Raw genomic sequence first — 23,510 nt, forward strand, 5'->3', positions numbered from 1 at the left:
TGAAGAGGGCGGCTGGTTATACTGGCCGTCCATTGGTCTCGCCAATGTGTTTGCATTGGGTTTATTGAAACTCTCCAAAGGAGAGATAAATAAGAGTAATATCAAATGACCAAGTCAGAATTGATCGAACTTATTGCAAGAAAGCAAACTCAGTTTGCTCAAAAAGACGTTGAAATTGCGGTTAATCAAATCGTGGACTCGATGATAGACACCTTGTCAAAAGGTGAGCGTATCGAGATTCGCGGTTTCGGTAGCTTTAGCCTTCATCACAGAAAGGCACGTGTTGGACGTAATCCTAAAACCGGTGAAACGGTAGAGTTGTCTGACAAGCGTGTTCCTCATTTCAAGCCTGGTAAGGCTTTGCGTGAGCGAGTTGATGATTCAAAAGATACAACCGATATTTTGCAGTAAGCTATTGCAATAAAATCGAAAAGGGGTGGAATTTCTCACCCCTTTTTTTATGCTTTTTTCCCTCAATCCTCTATAATCATCAGTAATTTCCGTTAGAGAGTTCTCTTATGTTTAAGTTACTGTCTCTTGTTCTGACACTTTGCTTTGTTTTTATTGGCGTCAGCCTCGGCGTACTAAACCCATCAGAGGTAATGCTTGATCTGTTTTTCGTGCAGATGCAGTTGCCGTTAAGTGTGGTGATGGCAGTTTTGTTTATTTGTGGCATGTTGCTCGGAGCCCTGTTCATCCTGATGCAGGTTATTCGCTTGAACTGGATGTTACGACGCAAAACCAAAGAGAATCAAAAGCTTTCGGATCAAATCGTCCAACTGAAAAAAGCCCAGGTGCAGCAGTCTGCCGATCGTTTAGCCAAGGATGTGCAGCGTGTTGAAGTCGACCAGGAGCAGCCCAAAGCGCTTAGTTACCAGCAACTTTAAATCTAATAAAACGAGTTTTCCATGAGTCAGAATCAATCTATCAATGATCCTAAAGTATTAATCGCGCTCGACTTTGCCGATGCGCAGCAGGCACTTGAATTTGTTACGCCGCTAGACAGTAGTACCTGTCGATTGAAAGTCGGTAAGGAGTTGTTTGCCGCTGCTGGTCCGGAATTTGTCAGGCAGCTGGTTGATTTGGGTTTTGATGTGTTTTTGGATCTTAAATACCACGATATTCCTAATACGGTTGCCAAAGCCGTTCAGGCGGCAGCCAGAATGGGGGTGTGGATGGTCAATGTACATGCTTTGGGCGGCCGCAAGATGATGCAGGCAGCCAAGGCGGCGTTGGATGAAATGGAACACAAGCCGTTATTGATTGCGGTGACCATCCTGACCAGTATGGAGCAGGAGGATTTAGCGGAAATCGGTCTGGCTGGTTCACCGCGTGACAATGTCATGCGTTTAGCTGCTTTGACTAAGGATTCCGGTCTGGATGGCGTGGTCTGTTCAGCACAGGAAGCGGCGGATATTCGCGAAATGGTTGGTAAGGATTTCTGCTTAGTGACGCCAGGAATTCGTCCGGCTGGTAGCGATATTAATGACCAGAAGCGCATCATGACTCCAGCGCAAGCGATTGAGGCAGGCTCGAGTTATTTGGTGGTAGGGCGTCCAATCACCCAATCAAAGTCACCAGCCAATACTCTGGCGGAAATCAATGCGAGCCTGATTCATTATTAATCGTAAAACATTACCGATATTTCAATCGGTTATGAAAATAAATGGCGTTATAAGTTTAAATGTAAAATATATTGAGCTTTGCGTCATTTTTTTATATAATGCGCGCCTTTCATGCCGTTTGCATGAATTTCCTTGTCTCACCATATCAAGGTTATATGGGAGACTGTTTTATCATCCATAAGGAGAAAATGAATGCGTCATTATGAAGTCGTATTTCTAGTGCACCCTGATCAGAGTGAACAGGTTCCTGCAATGCTAGAGCGTTACCGTGCCCTTATCGAACAGTCTGAAGGTAAGATTCACCGTCTTGAAGACTGGGGACGTCGTCAACTTGCTTATATCATCAACAAAGTACATAAGGCTCACTACATTCTTATGAACATCGAATGTTCACAAGAAACTCTAGATGAGTTAGAAAATGCTTTTTACTACAACGATGCCGTTTTACGTAGCATGGTAGTTAAGCAGAAAGAAGCGATCACTGAACCTTCAGTAATGGCTGGCAATAAAGACGATAAAGCTGACAAGCGTCGTGGTCCAAAGGAGTAAGAGATGGCTAGAGGATTTGGTAGAAAGAAATTCTGTCGTTTCACAGCTGATGGCGTGAAGCAGATTGATTACAAAGACTTAGATACATTGAAAGCGTACATTACTGAAACAGGTAAAATCGTTCCAAGTCGTATCACTGGAACAAGCGCTAAGTATCAGCGTCAGTTAGCCACTGCAATTAAACGTGCTCGTTATATTGCATTATTGCCATACACTGACCAGCACAAATAATTTTTGTGAACTAGAAATAGGAACACAATGCTCGGAATAGCTAATTATGCAATGAAAGGGCCAACGCAGGCCTTGATTGCGATCGTTATATTTGCGGCATTAAGTGTTTTTTTAGCACCGTTTGGAATTATTGTCGGTGCTTTAATCGCCTTGGTTACCTTGAGAGTCTCGGTTAGCGAAGGTTTTAAAACCCTGGTATGGGGTGTTTTGAGTCATGTCGGCCTAACGCTGTTATTGACTGGTAGTATGCTTGGTGGCTTTTTAGCGGTTGCCGAATACATGTTACCGGTCTGGTTGATGGCCGTTGTACTCAGGCAGACCAATTCACTGGCTTCTGCATTGCAATTCGCAATGGTTTTAGTCGGTGTATTGGTGGTAGGTTTCCATTTAATGGTTGCCGATACGTCACAATGGTGGCTATCGTTGTTTAACCAGTATCTGGCACCGGTGCTACAAGCATCGCAGATTGAATATGAAGTGGAGCGCATTGCGCAGATCACTGATCATTTCACCATGCTGGTAGCCGTGTTTATGATTGTTTTATGGTTCTCCATTTTGGTCGTAGGCAGATGGTGGCAGAGCGAGTTGTATTATCCTGGCCGTTTTAAAACGGACTTTTATCAGCTGGCACTTCCGAAATCAACCGCTTATGTAGCCATCGCTTTGGCTGTGTTAGGTCTGTTAAACGCATCGCAAAACAGCATGATCAATGATTTATCATCGGTTCTGATTGCTGGCTTGATGATGCAGGGCATTGCCATTGCCCACCATACCGTTGCCACCAAGGAGATGCGTACTGCTTGGTTGGTCGGGTTATATATACTGTTGTTTCTAGTTCCAGAAAGCATGTTGGTTTTAGCAACCATCGGTTTGGTAGACACTTGGGTGGATTTCCGTAACCGTTGGACGAATAAAGAACTATAGAGGTTTAAGCGATGAATGTTATTCTGCTTGAAAAAGTACAAAATCTAGGGTCTTTGGGTGATCAAGTTTCAGTTAAATCTGGTTACGCTCGTAACTTCTTGATTCCTCAAGGTAAAGCAAAAGCAGCTACTAAAGAAAACCTAGCTGAGTTTGAAGCAATGCGTGCTGAATTAGAAAAAGCCGCTGCTGCTGAACTTGCGGTTGCTCAGGGTATTTATGAGAACCTGAACGGTCAGGTTATCTCAATCGAATCAGTTGCCGGAGATGAAGGTAAGCTATTCGGTTCTGTAGGTACTCAGGATATTTCTGATGCACTTAAAGCAGCAGGTTTTGAAGTTGAGCGTCGTAACGTTCGTATGCCAGAAGGTGCATTGCGCCACACGGGTACTTACGAAATCGACGTTCAGCTGCACACTGATGTTGTTGCATCGATTACTGTAGAAGTTAAGGCTGCTGCTGAGTAATATACTTAACAGCAAGCTTTAAGCTCTTGAAAAAAGCGGGGTTCGACCAGTTCGAACCGCCGCTTTTTTTATGTCTCCAATTTATCAGTTTGTGGTGCGGATTTTTTACCGTTATTATTACGTGTCATGTTAAATCGTGACGTTATAATAGAGTACTTGCTTGATCCTTTTATAAGAGGTTGAAGCACAGGGTTAAGAATCATTTTCCCCGTAACTTTTTTGAGAACCGCTAACGCAAAGAAATTTTATAAAATTATGGCTGCAAAAAATCCCGCTACCAATGTTGATGAAATGTTTAAGGTCCCACCGCACTCTCTAGAGGCCGAACAATCCGTACTCGGTGGTTTGATGTTATCCGATGATGTATTGGATGATGTCGTAGTGGTGGTCAATGTGGAAGATTTTTATACCAAACAGCATCAGGTGATTTTTGAAGCGATCATCAATTTAAGCCGTAACAGCAAACCCTATGATTTGGTTGCGGTGGTAGCGCATTTATCCAGTGTCGGTCAAATTGAAACGGCCGGTGATAAAACCTATTTGGCCGAGCTGGTGAAAAATACACCGGGTGCGGCGAATATTCTCTATTACTCGCAAATCGTACGTGATAAATCGATTCTGCGTAAATTGATTCAAGCCGGTAATGAAATTGCCGAATCCGGTTACTTTCCTAAAGATCGCGATATCCGTCAGGTGCTTGACGGCGCCGAGCAGAAAATCAATAAAATCGCCGAGCATGGAGAAGGTAAAGAGCGTCAATATAAAACCATGGATGTGCTGCTTGAATCGGCTATCAATAAAATCGATGAGCTCTTTAATACCGAGGGAACGATTACCGGTCAGGAAACTCATCTGACCGAGTTTGATGAAATTACCGCCGGTCTTCAGGCAGGGGATTTGATTATCGTCGCCGGGCGACCATCCATGGGTAAAACCACCTTTTCGATGAACTTGGCGGAAAATGTCGCCACCAAAAACGGCACGCCAATTGCCGTGTTCAGTATGGAGATGCCGGGTGAGGCCTTGGCGATGCGAATGATCAGTTCTATCGGGCGTATCGATTCCGGTCGTATGCGAACCGGTAAGTTGACTCAGGAAGATTGGCCAAAACTCAATAAAGCGGTTGGTGTTTTATCCAAGGCGAAAGTCTATATCGATGATACTCCGGCATTAATGATTACCGAGTTGCGCGCCCGTGCCAGACGTATTGATAAGGATGTACGGGATCTACAACGTAAAGAGGCGATCGAGGCCGGCCATGAAAATCCAGATAAGCATGTCACCGGACTAGGTTTGGTGGTCGTCGATTATCTTCAATTGATGCGCGGTTCGGCCAATGCGGAAAACCGAGTCAATGAGATTTCCGAAATCTCGCGTGGTCTGAAAGCCTTGGCCAAAGAGCTCAATATTCCGGTTATTGCTCTATCGCAGCTGAATCGAAGTCTTGAACAGCGTCCGAATAAACGCCCGGTAATGTCCGATTTGCGTGAATCCGGAGCGATTGAGCAGGATGCCGATTTGATTATCTTTATTTATCGTGATGAGGTTTATAACCCAGATACGGAAGATAAAGGTACCGCCGAAATTATCCTCGGTAAACACCGTAACGGTTCCTTGGGTACGGTTCGACTCACCTTTATCGGTGCCTATACCCGATTTGAAAACCATGCGGCATTTGATGTGCCTGATGAAAGCTACTAAGGACGTCAATTGCATGAATTACCGTCCTGCCAAAGCCTATATCAATTTACCGGCATTGCGCCACAATCTCAAAGTTATGCAGCAGGCGGCAGCCGGCAGTAAAATTCTTGCTGTGATCAAGGCAAACGGTTATGGCCATGGAATTATCCGTGTCGCACACCATCTAAGTGGAGCCGATGCATTTGGCGTGGCATCAATTGACGAAGCGATGTTGTTACGCCAAAAAGGTTTTTTACACCGTATCTTATTGCTTGAAGGATTGTTTTGTAAGGAAGAGATTGCGTTGGTAACGCAAAACCGTTTTGATCTGGTTATTCACGCCGACTATCAACTTGATTGGCTTTTGGATTGTCATATCAGCGGTGTGACTAATATTTGGGTTAAAGTCGATACTGGTATGCACCGTTTGGGCTTTGCGCCAAATCAGGTTGAATCAGTAATCAAGCGCCTTGAGGCTTCTGCAAACGAATTCAATATCCACCTTATGTCGCATTTTGCTTCTGCCGATGAAGACAATGAAAGCGGACGAAAATTCAGTCAGCAGCAGCTTGTTGAGTTTGACGCACTTGCCAATATCGACAAGTATTCGAAAAGCTTCGCCAATAGTGCCGGTATTATCAATTATCCGCAAAGCCATTTTCAGTGGGTGAGACCGGGGATCAGCCTATATGGCGGGGTTGAATTTGATAATATCGACCTGAGACCGGTTATGCAGCTGGAATCGGCATTGATTGCCATTAAACAGATAGCCAAAGGGGAAAGTGTCGGTTACGGCAATACCTGGTACGCCGAGCGTGAATCGGTGATTGGCGTGATTGCGATCGGTTATGGCGACGGTTATCCGCGCCATGCCAAAAATGGTACTCCGGTATTGATCAAAGGTCATCAGGTATCCTTGGTCGGTCGGGTTTCCATGGATATGATTACCGTCGACCTGACCGACTTGATCAATGATGGTATTTCCATTCAGATCGGAGATCAGGCAGTCTTATGGGGGCAGGGCTTAAATGTCGATATTGTTGCTCAGCATTCCGATACCATAGGTTATGAACTGTTATGTGGCGTCACTCAGCGCGTTCCCATGATTGAAATCCAATAGCCATCCCATTTCTTGGAGTCAATTTGTCTAACTCGATTAAAAAACTCTCAAATCTTAAGGTCAGTTCGCTGTTCAAAGGGTTTTTCGAGTTTAAAAAACTTCGCTTTAGCCATTCACTCTATCAAGGCGGACAAACCCCTGTTATCGATCGTGAATTGTTTGCCCGCGGCCAAGCGGTTGTGGTCTTGTTGTTTGATAGCGCACAAGAGCAGGTGGTATTGGTTGAGCAATGCCGTGTCGGTGCGGTGCAACACGCTTTAGAGGCGAATTGCCCGGAAAATGCTTGGTTGCAAGAGCCTGTGGCAGGCATGATCGATAAGGGTGAAACGCCAGAGCAGGCGGCGATTAGAGAGGTTTTTGAAGAGACCGGCTATCAAATCCAATCGACAGACAGTCTTGCCTATATCACCCATTTTTACCCGAGCCCGGGTGCTTGCGATGAGATCCTTTGGCTCTATGCCGCCGAGATAGACAGCCTTCAAATCAATGAGTTCAGTGGTTTATCCGAAGAACATGAAGATATTCGTGTGCTGACCCTGTCCTATAAGGATGCCAAGCGGCAGTTGGCTGAAGGGCGCTTGAATGTTTCAAGTACGATTATCGCCTTACAGTGGCTTTTTTATCATAAAGCGTAGTGGTCTTGGCGATAAGTCGTTATAATCCCGTCACATTTTCAAATTTATTTTTTTTCTGACCCGATTCAGACCCAACTACCCAGAGATACTATGTTTTGTTTATTTAGAAACAGCCACATTGTTGCGCAGCTCGACCGCTTTGTTATTTTAATCAGCTGGATAATTGTTCTCTATTGGCTACATTTCGCCTTTATTGAAAAAGCATTGATGAGTAAGTTGTTTGCCGGGCAAGCGCTATTGGTGGATTTAGTGGTTGGTATTCCATTGGTTTTGGCAATGGCGGTAATGGTCTATGCCTCGGTGTATTGGAGCTTCAAACTGCTGATTATCTTTTTGCTGCCTAGGTTTGTTTATCAGGTAGAAGAATCGATTGAACCGGAAGATGAGCTTGATGAACTGCAAAAACAGCATGGTGCCCAGTATTGGCAACAAGACGAGCAGAGTGAAAAAGATTCAACATCCGCAGAGGGCTCCTTGCCGGATAAAAAATCTGATAGTGAAAACTCGACTAAGTCTTTTTGATCGCGTTTAACTTACAAATCACTTTATGAAAGTCTCAATTTCAGATTTAAAGAACGAATCTAACCTATTGATAAAATTGGCTATGCCGATTTTATTTGCCCAGTTAGCCTTAACCGGTTTGGGTGTGGTTGATACCTTGATGTCGGGCCGGGTCGGTACCGATGATTTGGCTGCCGTTGGTCTTGGTACCAATATCTTTTTACCGGTTTTTATCTTTGCCACCGGTATCCTTTTGGCGATCACGCCAATGGTATCCAGAGCAAATGGGCAAAACAGTCCTGCACAGATTGGACATTTTTTGGTTCAAGGGGTCTGGTTGTCGTTGCCGCTTGGTTTATTAAGTATGTTGTTGCTGATGAATCTGCAGCCGCTTTTGGATGTGCTTGAACTTTCCGCTAATGTTTATCAGCTTACCGAAGACTATTTGTTTTATATATCTTTTGGTATGCCTGGTGTTGCGGCGTATCAGGCATTGCGTTTCTTCTGGGAAGGGGTCGGTAAAACACTGCCTACCATGTGGATCAGTTTTGCCGGCCTGCTGATCAATGTTCCGCTGAACTATGTATTCATCTACGGTTACGGTCCGTTTGAGGCAATGGGTGCGGCTGGCTGTGGGGTCGCCAGTGCATTGGTCATGTGGTCGATGTTTGTCGTTGGGGTCATCTATATTTTTAGCTCCAGTTTTTTCAAGACCTATTTAAGACATATCCGCAACATTAAAGTGGTTTGGCATGATGGCGTTAAGTCTTTGTTGAATTTGGGTGTGCCCAACTCCCTGGCGCTATTGTTTGAAGTCGGCCTGTTCAGTTTTATTATTCTTTTTATCGCGCCACTCGGAACTCATATTATCGGTGCACACCAGATTGCCATCAATGTCACCTCGCTCGCCTTTATGGTGCCGTTGAGTTTTGCAATGGCCTTAACTGTGAGGGTGGGTTATGGTTATGGTCAGCAGTCTAAGCAACAGGTTCGCATCAGCTTGGTGAACGGTTTTTTATGGGCATTGTTAATCGGTGCTTTAATGGCGGCAATCAGTTTCTGGCTGCGTTTCGAGATTGTCACGCTCTATACCTTCGATCCGAATGTCATTGCCTTAGCCGCGAGCTTGCTTGTTTTTGCAGCGATGTATCAAATCTGTGATGCTGTTCAAGTCACCGCGGCCGGCGCTTTGCGTGGTTTTCACGACACCAAAGTGACCATGTGGGTGACACTGTTGAGTTACTGGGTAATCGGCCTGGGTCTGGGTAATGTATTTGCCTTTACCGACTGGATGACTCATGAACCTATGGGAGTTAGCGGTTTTTGGCTCGGCATTGTATTAGGTTTGACGCTGGCTGCGATTCTTTTGCCGTTACGCTTACAAAAGGTTTATAAGGAGCGCTTGCATGCTTGATAGTGAAGCCATGTGTCCTTGCACCAGTGACAAACGCTATCAGGATTGTTGTCGGCCCTTCATTGAAGGCGGCAGCTATCCGGAAAAAGCCGAGCAATTAATGCGTTCGCGTTTTTGTGCGTTTGTCCTAAAAAATGAAAGTTATCTGCTGAAAACCTGGTGCACGGCAAACAGACCTGACAATATTGACTTTGATTCGTCCATCAATTGGCAGAAACTGGTTATAAACGGTCGTAAAAAAGGCCGTAGAAAGGACAAAGAGGGCTGGGTCACCTTTATTGCTCATTATCAGGCAGGGGAACAATCAGGTTATCTGCATGAAAAAAGTTATTTTGTACGTGATTCAGAGCAGCACTGGTGTTATCAAGACGGTGAAATTAAAGACTAAATGCGGCAGACTTCGCCAAGACGGCTGAGTTTGCTTTAAAACAGGATTAAAGCTTGTCGTTATCGGCTTGACTATCGGTGCTTTCATCACCGTTTTGCTGTTTGTCGTTATGCTTGAAAAACTTATAAACGCCCCACATTGCCAAGCCAACCACAGTCAAGCTTATTGCTAAGAACATCAATGTGATCAGTAATGCTGAACCTATGCTTTGCATATCAGGCATATTTATGACTCCAACGGTATCTTTGTGTATCTTTTTCGTTGAAAGCATTTTACAATAAAAGCCAATTCCATCTTAGGTAATTCCGATAAAACTATGTCTTTAACGATTTCAGAATTAGAAGCAGAAAGAGCCAAAATACTGGAAGAAATTGAATCCAAAGCCAAAAACCTATCTAATTCCGACGCTGCCGATTCCGCGCAGCCAGCCTCTCTAAACGATTGGTTAAATGCCGCCGAGGAAGTTATGCCTGATAAAGCCAATAACAATCGCAAAAAAACCACTGCCAGTTACACCGATAAAGCCCTACACAGCTCACGCCCCAATAATCGAATGTCATTTTTCGGTGTGGTCGTTTTGCTGTCGCTTTTGCTCACCATTTTAGGCGTGCTTTATATCGCCTATAACACCATTCACAAAGAACTGCAGGCTGTGATGGCAGTTAAAGACGATAATATTGAGCAGATGAAATTACTGCAAGCGGATATGAAAAGCCTGCAGCAGGCGGTTGCCGCTGGTGGAAAATCGGATCTGTTTATCTCTCTTGAAGATAAGGTTTCCTCTTTGCAAGCAGAGGTTAAGAGCTTAAAAGAACAGCTGGCTAAGCAGCCGGTTATCGGCGCCGACAGTGCAGATCAGAAACTGGATTCGGCTTTGCCTGCGAAGAACAGTGATCAAGCCATATCAACTGCTGATAATAATGTGGTGACTGAAGCGATTCTTGATGAGAAGTTAAAAAATTACACCCAGAAGCTGGAAGCAAAAATCGATTCTAAGCTCGAGAAGATCCTGCAGTTCTTGACCAACGGCGAATCGACATTTGATGGCGAAAAACCGGTTTCCTCAGCGAATGAAAAACAGTCGGTTGAGGAAAACTTATCTAGTGAAGCGGTTAAAGAGCTCAAAGATACCGGGGAGATGGCCATCGAAACACCTGAGGTTAAGGATGCCGCAACCCCGGTGGTATCCACACCGCTGGTTAAGCTGGTTGAAGAGGTCAAGTCGCCGAGCATGCCCGCAGCGCCAGCGGCTCCTATCGCCAATGCGACAGAAGATGTTAAGTGGTTATTGGCTCAGCCAAAACCGCACTATGTCTTGCAGCTTGCCAGTATGCCGGATGTAAATTCGCTAAAAAAGATTATTCGCAGTAAGTCGTTAACCGATACCAGAATCCTGCCTCAGACTCGTAACGATTTAACTAATTATATTTTGGTGACCGGTTCCTTCGCATCCAGAGACGATGCAGACCGTCTGGCGAAGAAGATCAAATCTGAAACCGGGATTTCCCCGTGGATTCGAAAAGCCGTGGATTTATCGCAGCGTTTATAAAATTAAACGCTGTTCAGGTAATCATTTAAGGCCCGGGATAACCGGGCTTTTTTATGCGCAAAGCAGGGCGTAACTATAAAAGAAATGCAACCTTGTTGCTGGGTCTGTTCAAGCCTTAAATACCGGTAGTTGAACGGAGAACTTCACCCCTTGAATGGCTCGACCTTGATAGTGGGTAATGTTTTCCGCGCTTGTTTGCCCTTGATGGAAATCGGCAATCAGTTTGACAATATAGAGTCCCAAGCCAAGGTGAGCCTGAGTGTCTTGGTTTAAGGTTCGGATCGAGGTCATACCGTCAAATATCTGTTTTTCATGGCCTTTCGGTAAAAACGGTCCAGAATTTATGACATTGATTACCACCTGGTTATCTTGCTGATAACAGTCGACAAAAACCGGGTGTTTATTGTCGGTAAAGTCGGCGGCATTACTTAAAAGCTTATCCAAAAGCTGCTCGATCATAAAACCGTCACCACAAACCATGGTTTTGCGATCAAGCTGATTGTTATATTCGATGCTCCAGTTTTCGTGCAAAGCCTTGGTATTCTCCAGATAATGCTCCAGCATAATACCAATCGGAAAAGGCTCTGGTGTTTGGCTGTGTAAACTGTCTTCAATACTGGTGGCTTCGGACAAAGAGCTGATAATCTGTTTTAACTGTTCTAAAGCGTGTTGTGCATAGTTAAGTTGCGCATTAGGTTCGTTTTGCTGTTTTTCCAATAACGACAGTGCCATCGATAAACGATTCAAGGGGTTATGGATTTCATGGCGCAGTGTTTTCGGCAGCTGCTTAAGATAGCGTTCATAGGCACCTAGCTGTTTCAACATCTCATAGATATGATGACGAAGATCGGATAATTCATCCCTATAAACTTTGCCGCGACTGTCGGTGAAAATCAAATCGGTCAAGCGCCCCTGAATATTAAAGGTGCGCTTAACGTCATTATCCAAGCGAATAATGCGATTGGAAAGCGATGCCGTATTGATCAAGGCACCGATAATAACAATGAAGAAAATAAGCGCGCCAATACCGATCAAGCGATAGAAGTAATTGAGGTTGTTGCTAAAAAGGGTTTCCATGCGCTGTTCAAGCACTATGGCACCGATGATGCGCCCTTTGATGATCAACGGCGTTGAAGACATTAGCGAATAAGGATCGCCTTGCTGGTCCATACGATATTGCTGGTGAGTTTTACCTTGTAAGGCCTGCGTGATCAGGTTATGTTCCGGAGTTGCGCTTTGCGGGTAGGGATAGGGCAATGTATAGGGCAAAAAGGTGGCTAGGGTTTTGATCAATACTCGACCGGTATCGGTAAAGAAATCGACATCATCGTAAATTTCACTTTCGGGCAGCTGGCCGACAACATAGGTGGTTTGACGATTGGCATTGACCACCCATAAAACCGAATTTTTTAAATTCAAATGTGACAGACGTGTTGGTACACCTGATTGAATCTGCAAAGCCCAAAGGTCGGTACGATTCTCAAGAATCAGTGCCAGGTTCTGTACTGTTTGTTCTTGCACAATGGCTTGGTTATTCAGCAGGATACGGTGCAGGTCTATTGCGAATCTATAGGCAAGAAAGGGGAGTATTGTCAATAATAACAATAAGATGAAGAAACGAGCTCGAATTGATAGTCGCAATGGTTTTTGTAAGATTTTTCTAATCACGCCAGCCATTGCCACCAATCAAATCCTTAAATATATGCTTTAATCAGATTAATCTTCTTTACTCTGCCAGCTATAACCGCGACCGTATTCATTATGAATCAAATCGAATTCAGGCGTCACCTTCTTAAAGGCATTACGGATTCGGCATATATGAGTGTTGATGGTGTTACGCTCAACCACTCCCTGGGTAGAGGCTTGCAGTGCATCATAAGAGATGACTGCATTTTCACCCGCTGTAGCGAACTGCTTAAGCATTTCAAATTCGGTAGCGGTAAGATCCAAAGCCTTGTCATGCCAGTAGGCCTTGAACTGCTCTGGAGCCAGACGAAGCAATGGAATCTTCGATTCTTCGTCATTGCTGTTTTGACTTTTAGGTACGCTGGTAATGCGCAAAAGATTCTTCACCTTGACAATCAATACATTCAAGCTGATCGGTTTTGGCAGATAATCAATCGCACCTAAGGCGTGACCGGTATAGATATCGAATTCAGACTGACGTTCGGATAAAAAGATAATCGGAATAGGCTGGTTGTAACTCAATAGATGTTTCGCCAAATCAAAACCGCCATCGATTTCAGAACCGAGGATGATATCTGAAATTACCAGGTCAGGCAGAGTTTCAGCAAAATAAGCCTCGGCATCTTCACGATTGGTAAAAGGGGTAACCGTAAAGCCTTGTTGCTGGAGAGCATCGACTAGAGAGGTAAGTTGAATTTCATCATCTTCAATAACCGCAATATTGTAGTCTGTATTTTGCATTAGCTGACCTTTTAATAAATCAAAAATAATTGAGTTGAATTCGGGATTAACGAATGTATTGGAAATCCAGAACCTGCATATTCATAATAATACCCGCATCCTGAATCGGCAAGACGATTGCGTCCTGATCAGAATCGTTATGGTGAGAGTGCCACCAGCCCGGAGGGGTGATAAACGCAGAGCCCGGTGTCCACATCGCTTTAATCGGGTTGATGATATTACCGTCTGCATCAATATCCTTACCAATTAAGGTATAGGTTTCAGGGCCTGCGGCAACACAAAAATCGAGTGCAATCGAATTGTGACGGTGCGGCTTTTGCGCAACGCCAGCAGGCAATACATTATAAAGCGCCCACAAGGTATGGGTTAATGTCATGGTAATCGGGAAATTCGGGTTCGACAGTAAGAAACCTGTGCGATTACGTCCTTCGGCAATCTTACGGATATCGGCTAATTCCTGGGTAAGACGCTCTTGCGTATAAAGTACAGGCGTGAACTTTTCTTTTGTCGGCTCGACACCAAGATAATTTAGCAATGGCGCATCATTTACCATATAAATCGCGGTATCTTCAGTGGCGCTGTGTAAGGCGTCCGGTACCGATGGCAAGGTAAACAAGTCGCCTTGTTTCCATTCGATAGTGCCGTGCTTCATCTGAGTACGGCCTTTACCTCGAATCACATAGAACATCTGCGAAGTTGCTTTAGCATCGGTTTTTAACGTATCACCTGCGGAAATCTTTAAAAAGCTTGCCAGTAAGTTGGGCGAGGTGGCTGGATAGCCCGTTTGCAACTCTTCAGATAAATCAAAAGGAATGACGCGGGTTAAGCCGCCTTCGTGCAAGGCGCTTGGGTAATCGATAACATCGATTTTAGGCATCGGCGGATTGACCGCAGACATATATTCTTTAACTTCGGCTTGTGCTTCCCATTGCTGCTGAGCAACTTGCTGAATCTGTTCAACATTCATTCTGTTCATAATTGTTTGGCATCCATAAGATTGGGCGTGGATTAATTTGATCTATTATAAAATTTGTTAGGGAAAATTACTATGATTGAGTCAAATTAAGCGGATAAATAGAATGGTTTGACAGATAGGGCTTACTTGAGATGAATAGTTAATAAAAAAACCGCCATAATAAAGCGGTTTTGACTGTGCTTAGTGACTCGCCGCTTAAAGCTTGAACTGGTTCAGTTTTTTTCGCTCGCTTGAGGAAGGAATCTTCAAGGCTTCACGGTATTTGGCGATAGTGCGTCTGGCAACAACAATCTCCTTTTCCTCTAGTAGCTTCATTAGCTTGCTATCGCTTAACGGCTTCTTAGGATCTTCGGCATCAATCAACTCTTTAATATGAGCCTTGATGGCGATTGCCGATTGATCGGCACTGCCATATTGGCTAACACCGGTTGAGAAAAAGTATTTCAATTCAAAGGTACCACGAGGGGTTTGAATATATTTCTGATTAGTGGCACGTGAGATGGTCGATTCATGCAGGTCAAGATGCTCGGCCACTTCACGTAATACTAGTGGCTGCATGGCGTGTTCGCCTTCCTCAAAAAAACGTTCCTGCTTTTCAACAATAAAACGGCCAACTCGCAGCAGTGTTTCACCACGGCTATGAATACTTTTGATTAGACCCTTAGCCTCAATCAACTGTTCTTTAATCTTTTTCGATTGCTCATCGTCTTTCAAGGTGTTGGCCAAATCAATATAGGCTGAATTCACGTTTAATCGCGGAAAAGCATTGCTGTTTAATTCAACCAGCCAGCCGTTTTTCATTCTGCGTAAACGAAGATCCGGAATAATGACTTGTGATTCGGTATTGGAAAAATCGCGTCCCGGTCTGGGATTTAGTGACTGGATCAATTTCAATAGATGTACAAGTTGTTCATCATCAAGCCCGTACATTTTTTTAATGCGTTTGGAGTCATGAAAAGAAAGCCAGTCAAAGTGCTCGCGAATCAATTGCATGGCAGTCATGACATAAGGTGTTTTTTGCATATTACTTAGTTGCAAAAGCAAGCTTTCCTGTATGCTGCGAGCGGCCACACCGGCGGGTTCAAACTGTTGAATGGTTGATAAAACCGACTCTAGCGCGCTTAGATTGATATCCAGGTTTGGCTCATTGGTTTTGATAGATTCAAGCAAGGCCTCTAAAGAACTGTCTAGATAACCCTCCTCATTGATGTCATCAATGATATAAGAGGCGATGACCGACTCTTCATCAGACCACGGATAAATATCCGATTGCCAATATAAATGATCGTGCAAGGTTTCTTCTGCAGCGGTGTAAGTATCTACACTGGCATATTCTTCACTGCTTGACTGAGATGAGGTAGGGGAGTGGTCGCTATAGACTTCATCCCACTCACAATCAATCTGCATGTTCTCATCCAGATTGCCTTGTGCTTCCAGATCGATGTCTTTTTCTTCGGCACTGTCGTTTTGATCATTCAGATCATCATTTGAATCGTTGGTCTCAAGAGATTGTTCCAGTTCCTCTTGATCAAGGTCTTCAGCAACCTCAAGCATGAAGTTGGTTTCAAGAGTCGTTTGAATGGTTTGCTGTACTTCAAGGGCTGAATATTGAAGAATTTTAATGGATTGTTGCAGCTGAGGCGTTAGCTTCAACTGTTGTCCCATATTAATTTGTAAGCCGGGCATCAATGCCATAACTAATTAAAACTCCTCAAGCAAAATAGATGTATATCGCAGCATGCATAGGGTTCAGCGTGTGCAATTGAATATGTTTTATCTAACCTTATTATAAATAGAATCAAAAAAAAACCCACAATTAGTTTTAAAGATGGCTTAAATACTGCTTATTTTTGCCAATCTTATTAATTTAAAACAATTTTTTCTATTTTTTGCCAAACTGCAATTGTTTAATTTCTTGGTTAGCTATTACAATCAAAAGTGAAAACCAATACGGAGATACCTATATGAGCGCAAAAACTGAAGCTATGAAGATTATTGAGCAGTTAGATGATAAAGCTTCTTGGAACGATATTATTAAGGCTTTCTATCTTGAGCGTAAACTGACCATAGGCTTATCGAAAGATGAAATTAATCGTGAGCAATTAACGGAATCCGAGGTCAACGGTATTCTTGCCAGACTTGAGTCGGCTTCAGATATGCCTAGTGATATGCTCAATACCAAAGAATACAATCCGGGCAACGCCACTACATTAGGTATGGTCTCAGGGGTGATCGCCATCTTGTTTGCATTTATTTTTCCGCCGATTACCTGGGTCGCGGCCGCAGTAGCTTTGGTCTCAGGGCTGGTTGGTTTAAAGCGTAAAGAGGAAAAATACTGGGTGGGTATTTTATTGGCATTGATTTCAATTTTACCAATGTTGAGTTTATGGGTGTAAGCCAATAAACCAATACAAAGAGTTAACCCAATAAAATTACAGAATTTTTTTAATCTGTATTCTTAAAATTGCTAAAAGCTCCAGTAGGAGCTTTTTTTATAATTACGTTTTATGTGCAGGGGTTTAATGCATATAAAACAATAAACCCATATTAATCATTGCCTTACCTGTTTCTTACTCTTATATGAAAAACGTATAATATATATTATGTTAAATTGAATAATGCGTGAAAAAGTATAATAACCACTCTTTCCCCTGTTTATTAAAAATGAGACCAATAAGGCTTAATGGGATAAATCTGCTTTTAACGAAATCGGGATAAACTAAATGAGAATGCAATCATTCGATGAATTTGGATGATCTGTGCGCTCTACCAAATCACGGTTAAATTTTTGGATGTCGGCTGATTCATGGTGCAAAGACTCGACTTCAATTGAAATTGAGTCCATTGGTATTTTTGAATGCTGCGCACAAATAGCTGAGCCACCATCTACTTTTCTCAGCAATATCGGGTAAATGACAATTGATACGCCTTGAATATCGTGTTGCTTGAATAAGAAAACTACAGTTTTACTGTAAAAGCTGCAATACATTTTCCGGCGGTCGACCCATTACGGCCTTGTCGCCTATTTTTACAATGGGTCTTTCGATTAATATCGGATTGGCAATCAGAATATCAAGCCACTCATCATCTGTGAGTTGCGCTTCGGCCAAGTCCAACTCTTTAAATACGGTTTCACCACGGCGGACAATTTGTGCTGGCTTTAACCCCATCAGCCTACAAAGCTCTGCCAGCTCTTGTTTGCTTGGCGGAGTTTGCAAATAACGCACTTCATCAGTCGCCACATTATGCTCATTGAGAATTTGCAGGCTGCTGCGGCTTTTAGAGCAACGGGGATTGTGATAAATGGTCGCTTTTAAATCGCTCATAATATTATCCTTGTACCTATTATCTTTTATTCGGCTTCGGAATCATCGTTATCCAGACGTGTATTCAAAGCTTTTTCGACGGCTTCGATACGTGATTTGCAGACCTGATAAGCATGAGTGGCATCGTCAACCATAGGCACCAACTCATCAATATCGATCTCTGAACTATTGGCCAGCTTTTGCGCAATTTCTTGTAATTTCTGATAGTTTTCCTTAAAGCTTTCCGGGCTTTTAGACATGATATTTTCCTCTCTTGAAATCTATTTATTCTTTTACATCAACCTTAACGCTGCCATCGCTAAACTCAAGCTCTAAATGTTTACTTAGGCGCGCTTTTTCGGCACTGGTTACCGGCTTACCTTGACTGTCTTTAGCAATGTTAAAACCTCTGTTTAACTGGGTTTTGGGCCCTGAACTGAGAATAAAGGCGATCGATTGAATGATTTGCTGTTTGTAATTATCAATCGCCCTCAGCGCATCGATTTGCACGCGTTCATTAGCCTGTTCGACGTTCATTTTCAGCACCGCGACTTTCTGGTCAAGCTGGCTGTGGATGCCCTGCTGCAACGTTTCCAGCTTTTGCGATGCTCCGCTAATATGTTGCTGACTCAAGCGTGAAGTTTGATAGTAGAGCGGTTCAAGCAGATTTTGCCAGCGATAAACGCTATCGCGACTGTTTCGCTGGACGGTGTGATGCAACGTTTGCAATCGATGCTGCAAACTCTTGATTTGAATATGGCTGGATTTCTCAATCTGCAGCCAATGGGTTTGCGCCGCCTTAGCCTGATTGGTAATTTGGCTGCGAATATAGCCAATAACTTTACTCGGGGTATCGAAACGGCTATGGCTAACCTCATCAAGAATGGTATTGTCACGTTCGTGACCAATACCGCTCATAACCGGTAATTCAGCCAGACACAGTTGTTCGGCGATGGTTTCGATATTAAGCTGATTCAAATCCAGTTTTGCGCCGCCGCCACGAATAATCACCAGTGCATCAAACGGCTTGGTTTTATGGATGGCATGCACGGCATCCAGAGCCGAAAGCATTTCGGTTTCGACATTTAAGCCTTGAAAGCTGCTGTAAAAATAGGTGAACTCACATAACTTGAGTTTTTGCAACAGGTCGGCGTCGGCTCGAAAATCTCCTAGACCGGCCGCTTCAGGCGGAGCGATCACGGCAATGCGAAAGAAGTCTGTGGGTAAAACAAAGCGCTTGTTGTTTTGATAGACGCCCTTCTTTACCAGATTTTGGCGAATTTTCGCCAGATTTTGTTCCAACTCTCCCAAGGTGAAGCTTGGATCCATATCCTGTACAACTAGAGAGAAACCGTACTGCTCATGAAAACTTACTTCGACCAACAGCAGTACTTTTTGACCAATGGCTAACTCGCTACCGGTTGCTTGCAAAAAGCGCTGCAATAAATGCCCTGCCTGACTTTGCCAGATCATAGCGCGGCAATTAGCCATAATTTGGCCGTTATCGCTGGTTTCGGTCAGCTCCAGATAAATGTGACCACGACGTTGATTGATATTGGCGATCTCAGCGATGACCCAGCGTCCACCGGCAAATTCTTTGCGCAGCGCCAATTGAACCTGATTCATTAATGCCGATAGCCTGATACCTTTGTCATTGGGTTTGCTGGAGACATCTTCGAGGATATCTGCCTGAGGGTGGTTGCTGGCATTTTCGTTCGGTAGCCATTTACTAAAAAGCTGCATGTCGCCATCGAAGCTTTCGGGAATATACCAGCGCTTGCTGACGGCGTCCCACCGGGCACCAAGGGATTTGGCGGCATCTTTTTCTCTAAAGGGCACGTCCAAAAAGATCATAGGGAGTAGCCTCTATCGCGCATACGCTGAATCTCGTTTTCCACCATTTTCAATGCATCCTCGACCACATTGATCCCGGCACCGGCTTGAAAAGCGTTTTCAGAAAGGTGTCGACGCCAAATGCGTCCGCCTGGCAAGCCGTGAAACAGGCCTAACATATGTCGGGTGATTTGAATTAGTTTGCCACCGTCACTCAGGTGATTATCGATATAAGGCAACATCTTGGCGACAATGGTTTCACGACTAAGCATTTCGGTGTCCTGTTGATAGTATAGCTTATCTACCTCGGCTAACATATAAGGCTGCTCGTAAACGGCGCGCCCCAGCATGACGCCATCAAGCGCGGGAAACCCCTGAAAATCGGCATAGTGTTTTAGGGCTTGCAGGTGAGTTTTGATACCGCCGTTGATGGCGATATCCAAATTCGGATATCGCTGTTTGATGTGATGCACCCATTCATATTTAAGGGGTGGGATTTCACGATTCTCTTTGGGTGAAAGGCCTTGTAGCCAGGCTTTACGTGCATGCAGAATAACACCATTAACCCCTGCTTCGACAAGCTTTTCAATAAACTCGCTAAGGGTGTCAAAATCCTCCTGCTCATCAATACCGATGCGGGTCTTTACCGTCACCGGAATCGACACCTTGGCTTTCATGGACGCCACCGCTTCAGCAACAATTTGTGGATGAGCAAATAAACAGGCGCCAATCATATTGTTTTGCACACGATCACTTGGGCAGCCTACATTAAGATTGACTTCGTTATAGCCCCACTCTTCGGCCAAAGCTGCACAGTGCGCCAACTCCTGCGCATCGCTGCCGCCAAGTTGCAAGGCAACCGGACTGTCGGCCGGATCATGTCCCAGAAAGCGTGGCAAGTTATTACCATGAATCAAAGCGCCCGTTGTCACCATCTCCGAATAAAGCCATGCTTTTTGACTGATTTGACGATGAAAGTAACGACAATGCTTGTCGGTCCAATCCAACATCGGTGCAACAGAAAAACCCACTGCACTATTTCGGTGAGATAAATTGTCAGAAACTTGCTCAGGGTTGAGGCTTGGTAAAGGTTGTGTCAAAACGTTTCCCGTTTTATATCGTGCTGTTAATAGCCGGTTATTTTATTAAATTTAAGTCGATATTAGGCTTTAAATTGGCTTGTTTGATATTAATTCACCGGCTTTTTGCACTCAAGTCCGGCTTTAAGCTTTCTATTTAATCGAATTTAAACCAATTGTCACAGGAAAATTATTTAGACAATAATAAAATCTTTTAGGGCTATTGGCGTAGAAGTTGCAGTAAAAGCCGCTAAAATAGCCATGTCTATCGATACGGTCATAGACAGTCATAATAAATTAAACCTCTGGATATTGGATTTATTCTTTAATGAGAGCAGGTTTAATACAAACGATTTAAAACGGTTTTTCCTAAAGAGTACTCATGCAGCAAGCAATCGAACAACTTTACCAAAAAGTCTTCAGCAGCCTTAAGCTTGACGATAAGCAGACTTCTTTGTGCTATAAGGCCTGCGAAATGGCGATCAAGGCGCAAGAGTTACCTGAAAAAGGCGTAGTGAGAAGCTTTTTGGTTGCCGAGGTGCTTGCTCCATTGAAGCTTGATGAGGAAACGCTGATTGCAACGCTGCTAAGCGATGCCAACCTCACCCCTTTTTATCCCTGTGAAAAAATCGCCGAGGAGTACAGCGAGCAAACCGCGCACCTGGTACGAGGCATTCGTCGTTTGAATCAATTTAAAGAGTTCGATCTCGATCGCAAGGATGACGACGTTCAAAATGAACGGCTGCGCCAGATGCTATTGGCGATGACGTCCGATATCCGTATTATGATCGTAAAACTCGCTTACCGCGTGGTACGCATGCGCGAGCTTAAACACGAAAGCGATGAAATCAAACAACAGATTGCTGCCGAAACCGAATTGATTTTCGCCCCGCTCGCTAATCGTCTGGGTATTGCTCAGCTTAAATGGGAACTGGAAGACCTTTCGTTTCGCTATCTCGAACCGCAAAAATATAAAGAAATTGCCAGCAAGCTTCGTGATAAGCGCTCGGAGCGAGAAGAATACATTAAGCTGGTTATCGAAACCATCGACAATATGCTTAAAGAGCACGGCATCAAGGCGGATATTTCCGGGCGCCCGAAACATATCTTCAGCATCTGGAAAAAGATGCACCGTAAAAACTTGCCGATTGAAGAGCTTTACGATTTACGTGCGGTGCGAATCTATGTTGATAGTGTGCAGATGTGCTATGAAACGCTCGGCCTGATTCACAGTCGTTGGAGCTATGTGCGTCATGAGTTTGATGACTACATTACCACACCGAAAGAAAACGGCTACCAGTCGATTCATACCGTTATTATTGGCCCGGAAGGCAAAACGGTTGAGATCCAGATTCGCACCCCCGATATGCATCATAATGCCGAATACGGCATTGCCGCTCACTGGCGTTATAAGGAAGGTGGTCACTCTAATTTCGATGAGAGTTTGGAACGCAGTATCGCCAACATTCGTCAGTTATTGGAAAACTCCAATACGCCTGATCTGTTTAAAGAGATCAGTACCGAACTGCAGACCAAGCATATCTATGTCATGACACCGCAAAACGAGATCGTTACCTTGCGCCAAGGCTCTACTCCGCTTGATTTCGCCTACCAGATCCATACCGAGCTGGGGCATCGTTGTCGAGGCGCTAAAATCAATGGGCGTATCCAGCCGTTGAGTTATGTTTTACAAACCGGTGACAAGGTTGAAGTCTTGACCATTAAAAATGGTGAGCCGAGCCGTAATTGGTTAAATCCCAACCTTGGTTATCTAACCAGTAGCAGTGCCAGAAACAAGGTTCGCAGCTGGTTTAACAAACAAAACAAATCCGAGAATACCTCCGCTGGAGAGGCGCTATTCCACAAAGAAATCAAGCGTTTGCATGCGGAATCTATAGACAGCAAGAAGTTGTTGCAGCGCTTCAAATACGACACGTTGGATCTGCTCTATGAAGACATCGGTAAGGGGCGCTTAAACGAGCGGCAGATTACCAATGCGATTCAGGATGAGTTGCGCCCGAATAAAACCCAATCACGACAGCAGCAAAGTTTTGGCTTCCCTGCTCACAGTGAAGAGGAAGCGGTTGCCTATGTGGTCGGTGCGGTGCACCTGACAACTCATCTGGCGCCCTGCTGCCAACCCAAACCTTTTGATGATATCGTCGGTTTTGTGACGCGTGGTCGTGGTGTGACCATTCACCATAGAGAGTGCGCCAATATCCTAAACTTGTCACATGAAGACCGTCGTCGCTTGATTGATGTCTCCTGGGATAAGGATAAGGCTGAACAACCATGTTTCTTGGCGGAGCTGCAAATCAGCGCATTTGATCGTAAAGGGTTATTGCGCGATGTGATGACAAAATTGACCGATATGGATATCAATCTGATCGCCTCCAACACCAAAACCAATACCCAGGAACACAGTGTCACCATGATTTTGACGCTGGAGCTGGATTACGCTACGAACCTAGGCGACCTGCTCGATCAGGTGGAGTTGATACCGAATATCGAATCGGTATCGATAAAGACGTAAGACGACTCTCAGGTCCACTTAAGCATCAAAAAGCCCGTTTTGATAATGGGCTTTTTCCATTGCATAAAATCAAGGCAATAAAAAACCCACTATAACATACGCTATAGCGGGTTTATTTATATGGCGTCCCGTAGGGGAGTCGAACCCCTGTTACAGCCGTGAAAGGGCCGTGTCCTAGGCCTCTAGACGAACGGGACGGATTGTTGTTATCAAAGATAACGTTTTTTCTAACAGCTTTCACTGTTAAAGTCTGTTGATGATGTATTAGCCTAGGTGT

The 23,510-nt window shown here is 44.2% G+C and carries 25 protein-coding genes and 1 tRNA gene; 16 read left to right on the forward strand and 10 right to left on the reverse strand.

Annotated features, from left to right (window positions below):
• Window positions 1-105 precede the first annotated feature (105 nt).
• The 13 genes from FE785_RS05435 (at window position 106) to FE785_RS05495 (ending at window position 9,531) form a co-directional block, all read left to right on the forward strand.
• Complete coding sequence (locus tag FE785_RS05435; RefSeq protein WP_138564788.1) at window positions 106-411, forward strand: integration host factor subunit beta; 306 nt, start codon at window positions 106-108, stop codon at window positions 409-411.
• Between the two features lie 107 nt (window positions 412-518).
• Window positions 519-887, forward strand: a complete 369-nt coding sequence (locus tag FE785_RS05440; RefSeq protein ID WP_138564789.1) for a LapA family protein — start codon at window positions 519-521, stop codon at window positions 885-887.
• Window positions 888-908: 21 nt separating this feature from the next.
• Window positions 909-1,625, forward strand: coding sequence for an orotidine-5'-phosphate decarboxylase (gene pyrF / locus FE785_RS05445; RefSeq protein WP_138564790.1), 717 nt, complete (start codon window positions 909-911; stop codon window positions 1,623-1,625).
• 192 nt (window positions 1,626-1,817) lie between these two features.
• Complete coding sequence (gene rpsF, locus FE785_RS05450; RefSeq protein ID WP_138564791.1) at window positions 1,818-2,174, forward strand: 30S ribosomal protein S6; 357 nt, start codon at window positions 1,818-1,820, stop codon at window positions 2,172-2,174.
• A 3-nt stretch (window positions 2,175-2,177) separates the two neighbouring features.
• Complete coding sequence (rpsR, locus tag FE785_RS05455) at window positions 2,178-2,405, forward strand: 30S ribosomal protein S18 (protein WP_029407535.1); 228 nt, start codon at window positions 2,178-2,180, stop codon at window positions 2,403-2,405.
• A gap of 51 nt (window positions 2,406-2,456) precedes the next feature.
• A complete protein-coding gene (locus tag FE785_RS05460; RefSeq protein ID WP_238696211.1) occupies window positions 2,457-3,329 on the forward strand; it encodes a DUF2232 domain-containing protein in 873 nt (290 codons plus the stop codon).
• 11 nt (window positions 3,330-3,340) lie between these two features.
• Window positions 3,341-3,793 carry a 50S ribosomal protein L9 gene (gene rplI, locus FE785_RS05465; protein WP_138564793.1) on the forward strand — a complete coding sequence of 151 codons (453 nt, stop codon included), beginning with the start codon at window positions 3,341-3,343 and terminating at the stop codon, window positions 3,791-3,793.
• 255 nt (window positions 3,794-4,048) lie between these two features.
• Window positions 4,049-5,494 (forward strand): replicative DNA helicase, encoded by a 1,446-nt coding sequence (gene dnaB, locus FE785_RS05470; protein WP_138564794.1) that lies wholly within the window; start codon window positions 4,049-4,051, stop codon window positions 5,492-5,494.
• A gap of 13 nt (window positions 5,495-5,507) precedes the next feature.
• The gene (gene alr, locus FE785_RS05475; RefSeq protein WP_138564795.1) at window positions 5,508-6,593 is read left to right on the forward strand and encodes an alanine racemase; all 1,086 of its coding nucleotides are present in this window, start codon (window positions 5,508-5,510) and stop codon (window positions 6,591-6,593) included.
• A 23-nt stretch (window positions 6,594-6,616) separates the two neighbouring features.
• The gene (locus tag FE785_RS05480; RefSeq protein WP_138564796.1) at window positions 6,617-7,228 is read left to right on the forward strand and encodes an NUDIX domain-containing protein; all 612 of its coding nucleotides are present in this window, start codon (window positions 6,617-6,619) and stop codon (window positions 7,226-7,228) included.
• 207 nt (window positions 7,229-7,435) lie between these two features.
• Entirely contained in the window at window positions 7,436-7,750 is a 315-nt protein-coding gene (locus FE785_RS05485) for a hypothetical protein (RefSeq protein ID WP_238696212.1), read from the forward strand.
• 25 nt (window positions 7,751-7,775) lie between these two features.
• A complete protein-coding gene (locus FE785_RS05490; protein WP_138564798.1) occupies window positions 7,776-9,143 on the forward strand; it encodes an MATE family efflux transporter in 1,368 nt (455 codons plus the stop codon).
• Window positions 9,136-9,531, forward strand: coding sequence for a YchJ family protein (locus FE785_RS05495; RefSeq protein WP_138564799.1), 396 nt, complete (start codon window positions 9,136-9,138; stop codon window positions 9,529-9,531). Before FE785_RS05490 ends, FE785_RS05495 begins: the two co-directional genes overlap by 8 nt.
• A gap of 46 nt (window positions 9,532-9,577) precedes the next feature.
• Here FE785_RS05495 and FE785_RS10815 read toward each other — a convergent pair whose 3' ends face one another.
• Window positions 9,578-9,754 (reverse strand): hypothetical protein, encoded by a 177-nt coding sequence (locus tag FE785_RS10815; RefSeq protein ID WP_168188916.1) that lies wholly within the window; start codon window positions 9,752-9,754, stop codon window positions 9,578-9,580.
• A 93-nt stretch (window positions 9,755-9,847) separates the two neighbouring features.
• Between FE785_RS10815 and FE785_RS05500 the strand changes: the two genes are divergently transcribed.
• A complete protein-coding gene (locus FE785_RS05500; protein ID WP_138564800.1) occupies window positions 9,848-11,080 on the forward strand; it encodes an SPOR domain-containing protein in 1,233 nt (410 codons plus the stop codon).
• Between the two features lie 108 nt (window positions 11,081-11,188).
• On the opposite strand, the gene FE785_RS05505 is transcribed toward FE785_RS05500, so the two are convergent.
• The 4 genes from FE785_RS05505 to FE785_RS05520 all read right to left on the reverse strand — a co-directional run bounded on the left by FE785_RS05505 (window position 11,189) and on the right by FE785_RS05520 (window position 16,178).
• On the reverse strand, window positions 11,189-12,601 hold the full coding sequence (locus tag FE785_RS05505) for an ATP-binding protein (protein ID WP_238696213.1): 1,413 nt from the start codon (window positions 12,599-12,601) through the stop codon (window positions 11,189-11,191).
• Window positions 12,602-12,796: 195 nt separating this feature from the next.
• Window positions 12,797-13,507 (reverse strand): response regulator transcription factor, encoded by a 711-nt coding sequence (locus FE785_RS05510; protein ID WP_138564801.1) that lies wholly within the window; start codon window positions 13,505-13,507, stop codon window positions 12,797-12,799.
• A gap of 46 nt (window positions 13,508-13,553) precedes the next feature.
• Window positions 13,554-14,483, reverse strand: coding sequence for a cupin domain-containing protein (locus FE785_RS05515; RefSeq protein WP_238696214.1), 930 nt, complete (start codon window positions 14,481-14,483; stop codon window positions 13,554-13,556).
• A 195-nt stretch (window positions 14,484-14,678) separates the two neighbouring features.
• A complete protein-coding gene (locus tag FE785_RS05520; protein WP_138564803.1) occupies window positions 14,679-16,178 on the reverse strand; it encodes an RNA polymerase factor sigma-54 in 1,500 nt (499 codons plus the stop codon).
• Window positions 16,179-16,447: 269 nt separating this feature from the next.
• Between FE785_RS05520 and FE785_RS05525 the strand changes: the two genes are divergently transcribed.
• Window positions 16,448-16,879, forward strand: coding sequence for a hypothetical protein (locus FE785_RS05525; protein ID WP_138564804.1), 432 nt, complete (start codon window positions 16,448-16,450; stop codon window positions 16,877-16,879).
• A gap of 570 nt (window positions 16,880-17,449) precedes the next feature.
• Here the strand turns inward: FE785_RS05525 and arsC are convergent.
• The 4 genes from arsC to dusA are packed head-to-tail and all read right to left on the reverse strand — an operon-like array spanning window position 17,450 to window position 20,721.
• The gene (gene arsC, locus FE785_RS05530; protein WP_138564805.1) at window positions 17,450-17,809 is read right to left on the reverse strand and encodes an arsenate reductase (glutaredoxin); all 360 of its coding nucleotides are present in this window, start codon (window positions 17,807-17,809) and stop codon (window positions 17,450-17,452) included.
• A gap of 26 nt (window positions 17,810-17,835) precedes the next feature.
• A complete protein-coding gene (gene xseB, locus FE785_RS05535; protein WP_138564806.1) occupies window positions 17,836-18,048 on the reverse strand; it encodes an exodeoxyribonuclease VII small subunit in 213 nt (70 codons plus the stop codon).
• A 25-nt stretch (window positions 18,049-18,073) separates the two neighbouring features.
• Entirely contained in the window at window positions 18,074-19,642 is a 1,569-nt protein-coding gene (gene xseA / locus FE785_RS05540; RefSeq protein WP_138564807.1) for an exodeoxyribonuclease VII large subunit, read from the reverse strand.
• The gene (gene dusA / locus FE785_RS05545; protein ID WP_275115334.1) at window positions 19,639-20,721 is read right to left on the reverse strand and encodes a tRNA dihydrouridine(20/20a) synthase DusA; all 1,083 of its coding nucleotides are present in this window, start codon (window positions 20,719-20,721) and stop codon (window positions 19,639-19,641) included. Before dusA ends, xseA begins: the two co-directional genes overlap by 4 nt.
• A gap of 361 nt (window positions 20,722-21,082) precedes the next feature.
• Between dusA and FE785_RS05550 the strand changes: the two genes are divergently transcribed.
• Window positions 21,083-23,233, forward strand: coding sequence for a RelA/SpoT family protein (locus tag FE785_RS05550; protein ID WP_138564808.1), 2,151 nt, complete (start codon window positions 21,083-21,085; stop codon window positions 23,231-23,233).
• 121 nt (window positions 23,234-23,354) lie between these two features.
• Here the strand turns inward: FE785_RS05550 and FE785_RS05555 are convergent.
• Window positions 23,355-23,430, reverse strand: a tRNA-Glu gene (locus FE785_RS05555).
• Between the last annotated feature and the right edge of the window lie 80 nt (window positions 23,431-23,510).

Origin of the sequence: Thiomicrorhabdus sediminis, assembly GCF_005885815.1 — a bacterium.
Lineage (GTDB): Bacteria > Pseudomonadota > Gammaproteobacteria > Thiomicrospirales > Thiomicrospiraceae > Thiomicrorhabdus > Thiomicrorhabdus sediminis.

Bases quoted from the DNA above. Each gene is read 5' to 3' on its own strand.
- FE785_RS05520 (WP_138564803.1), bottom strand. From the start codon at position 16,178: ATGGCATTGATGCCCGGCTTACAAATTAATATGGGACAACAGTTGAAG.
- FE785_RS05500 (WP_138564800.1), top strand. From the start codon at position 9,848: ATGTCTTTAACGATTTCAGAATTAGAAGCAGAAAGAGCCAAAATACTG.
- FE785_RS05515 (WP_238696214.1), bottom strand. From the start codon at position 14,483: ATGAACAGAATGAATGTTGAACAGATTCAGCAAGTTGCTCAGCAGCAA.
- dnaB (WP_138564794.1), top strand. From the start codon at position 4,049: ATGGCTGCAAAAAATCCCGCTACCAATGTTGATGAAATGTTTAAGGTC.
- FE785_RS10815 (WP_168188916.1), bottom strand. From the start codon at position 9,754: ATGCCTGATATGCAAAGCATAGGTTCAGCATTACTGATCACATTGATG.
- rpsR (WP_029407535.1), top strand. From the start codon at position 2,178: ATGGCTAGAGGATTTGGTAGAAAGAAATTCTGTCGTTTCACAGCTGAT.
- FE785_RS05550 (WP_138564808.1), top strand. From the start codon at position 21,083: ATGCAGCAAGCAATCGAACAACTTTACCAAAAAGTCTTCAGCAGCCTT.
- rplI (WP_138564793.1), top strand. From the start codon at position 3,341: ATGAATGTTATTCTGCTTGAAAAAGTACAAAATCTAGGGTCTTTGGGT.
- FE785_RS05495 (WP_138564799.1), top strand. From the start codon at position 9,136: ATGCTTGATAGTGAAGCCATGTGTCCTTGCACCAGTGACAAACGCTAT.
- alr (WP_138564795.1), top strand. From the start codon at position 5,508: ATGAATTACCGTCCTGCCAAAGCCTATATCAATTTACCGGCATTGCGC.
- arsC (WP_138564805.1), bottom strand. From the start codon at position 17,809: ATGAGCGATTTAAAAGCGACCATTTATCACAATCCCCGTTGCTCTAAA.
- FE785_RS05510 (WP_138564801.1), bottom strand. From the start codon at position 13,507: ATGCAAAATACAGACTACAATATTGCGGTTATTGAAGATGATGAAATT.
- FE785_RS05435 (WP_138564788.1), top strand. From the start codon at position 106: ATGACCAAGTCAGAATTGATCGAACTTATTGCAAGAAAGCAAACTCAG.
- FE785_RS05525 (WP_138564804.1), top strand. From the start codon at position 16,448: ATGAGCGCAAAAACTGAAGCTATGAAGATTATTGAGCAGTTAGATGAT.
- xseA (WP_138564807.1), bottom strand. From the start codon at position 19,642: ATGATCTTTTTGGACGTGCCCTTTAGAGAAAAAGATGCCGCCAAATCC.
- FE785_RS05485 (WP_238696212.1), top strand. From the start codon at position 7,436: ATGAGTAAGTTGTTTGCCGGGCAAGCGCTATTGGTGGATTTAGTGGTT.
- FE785_RS05440 (WP_138564789.1), top strand. From the start codon at position 519: ATGTTTAAGTTACTGTCTCTTGTTCTGACACTTTGCTTTGTTTTTATT.
- rpsF (WP_138564791.1), top strand. From the start codon at position 1,818: ATGCGTCATTATGAAGTCGTATTTCTAGTGCACCCTGATCAGAGTGAA.
- xseB (WP_138564806.1), bottom strand. From the start codon at position 18,048: ATGTCTAAAAGCCCGGAAAGCTTTAAGGAAAACTATCAGAAATTACAA.
- FE785_RS05490 (WP_138564798.1), top strand. From the start codon at position 7,776: ATGAAAGTCTCAATTTCAGATTTAAAGAACGAATCTAACCTATTGATA.
- FE785_RS05460 (WP_238696211.1), top strand. From the start codon at position 2,457: ATGAAAGGGCCAACGCAGGCCTTGATTGCGATCGTTATATTTGCGGCA.
- pyrF (WP_138564790.1), top strand. From the start codon at position 909: ATGAGTCAGAATCAATCTATCAATGATCCTAAAGTATTAATCGCGCTC.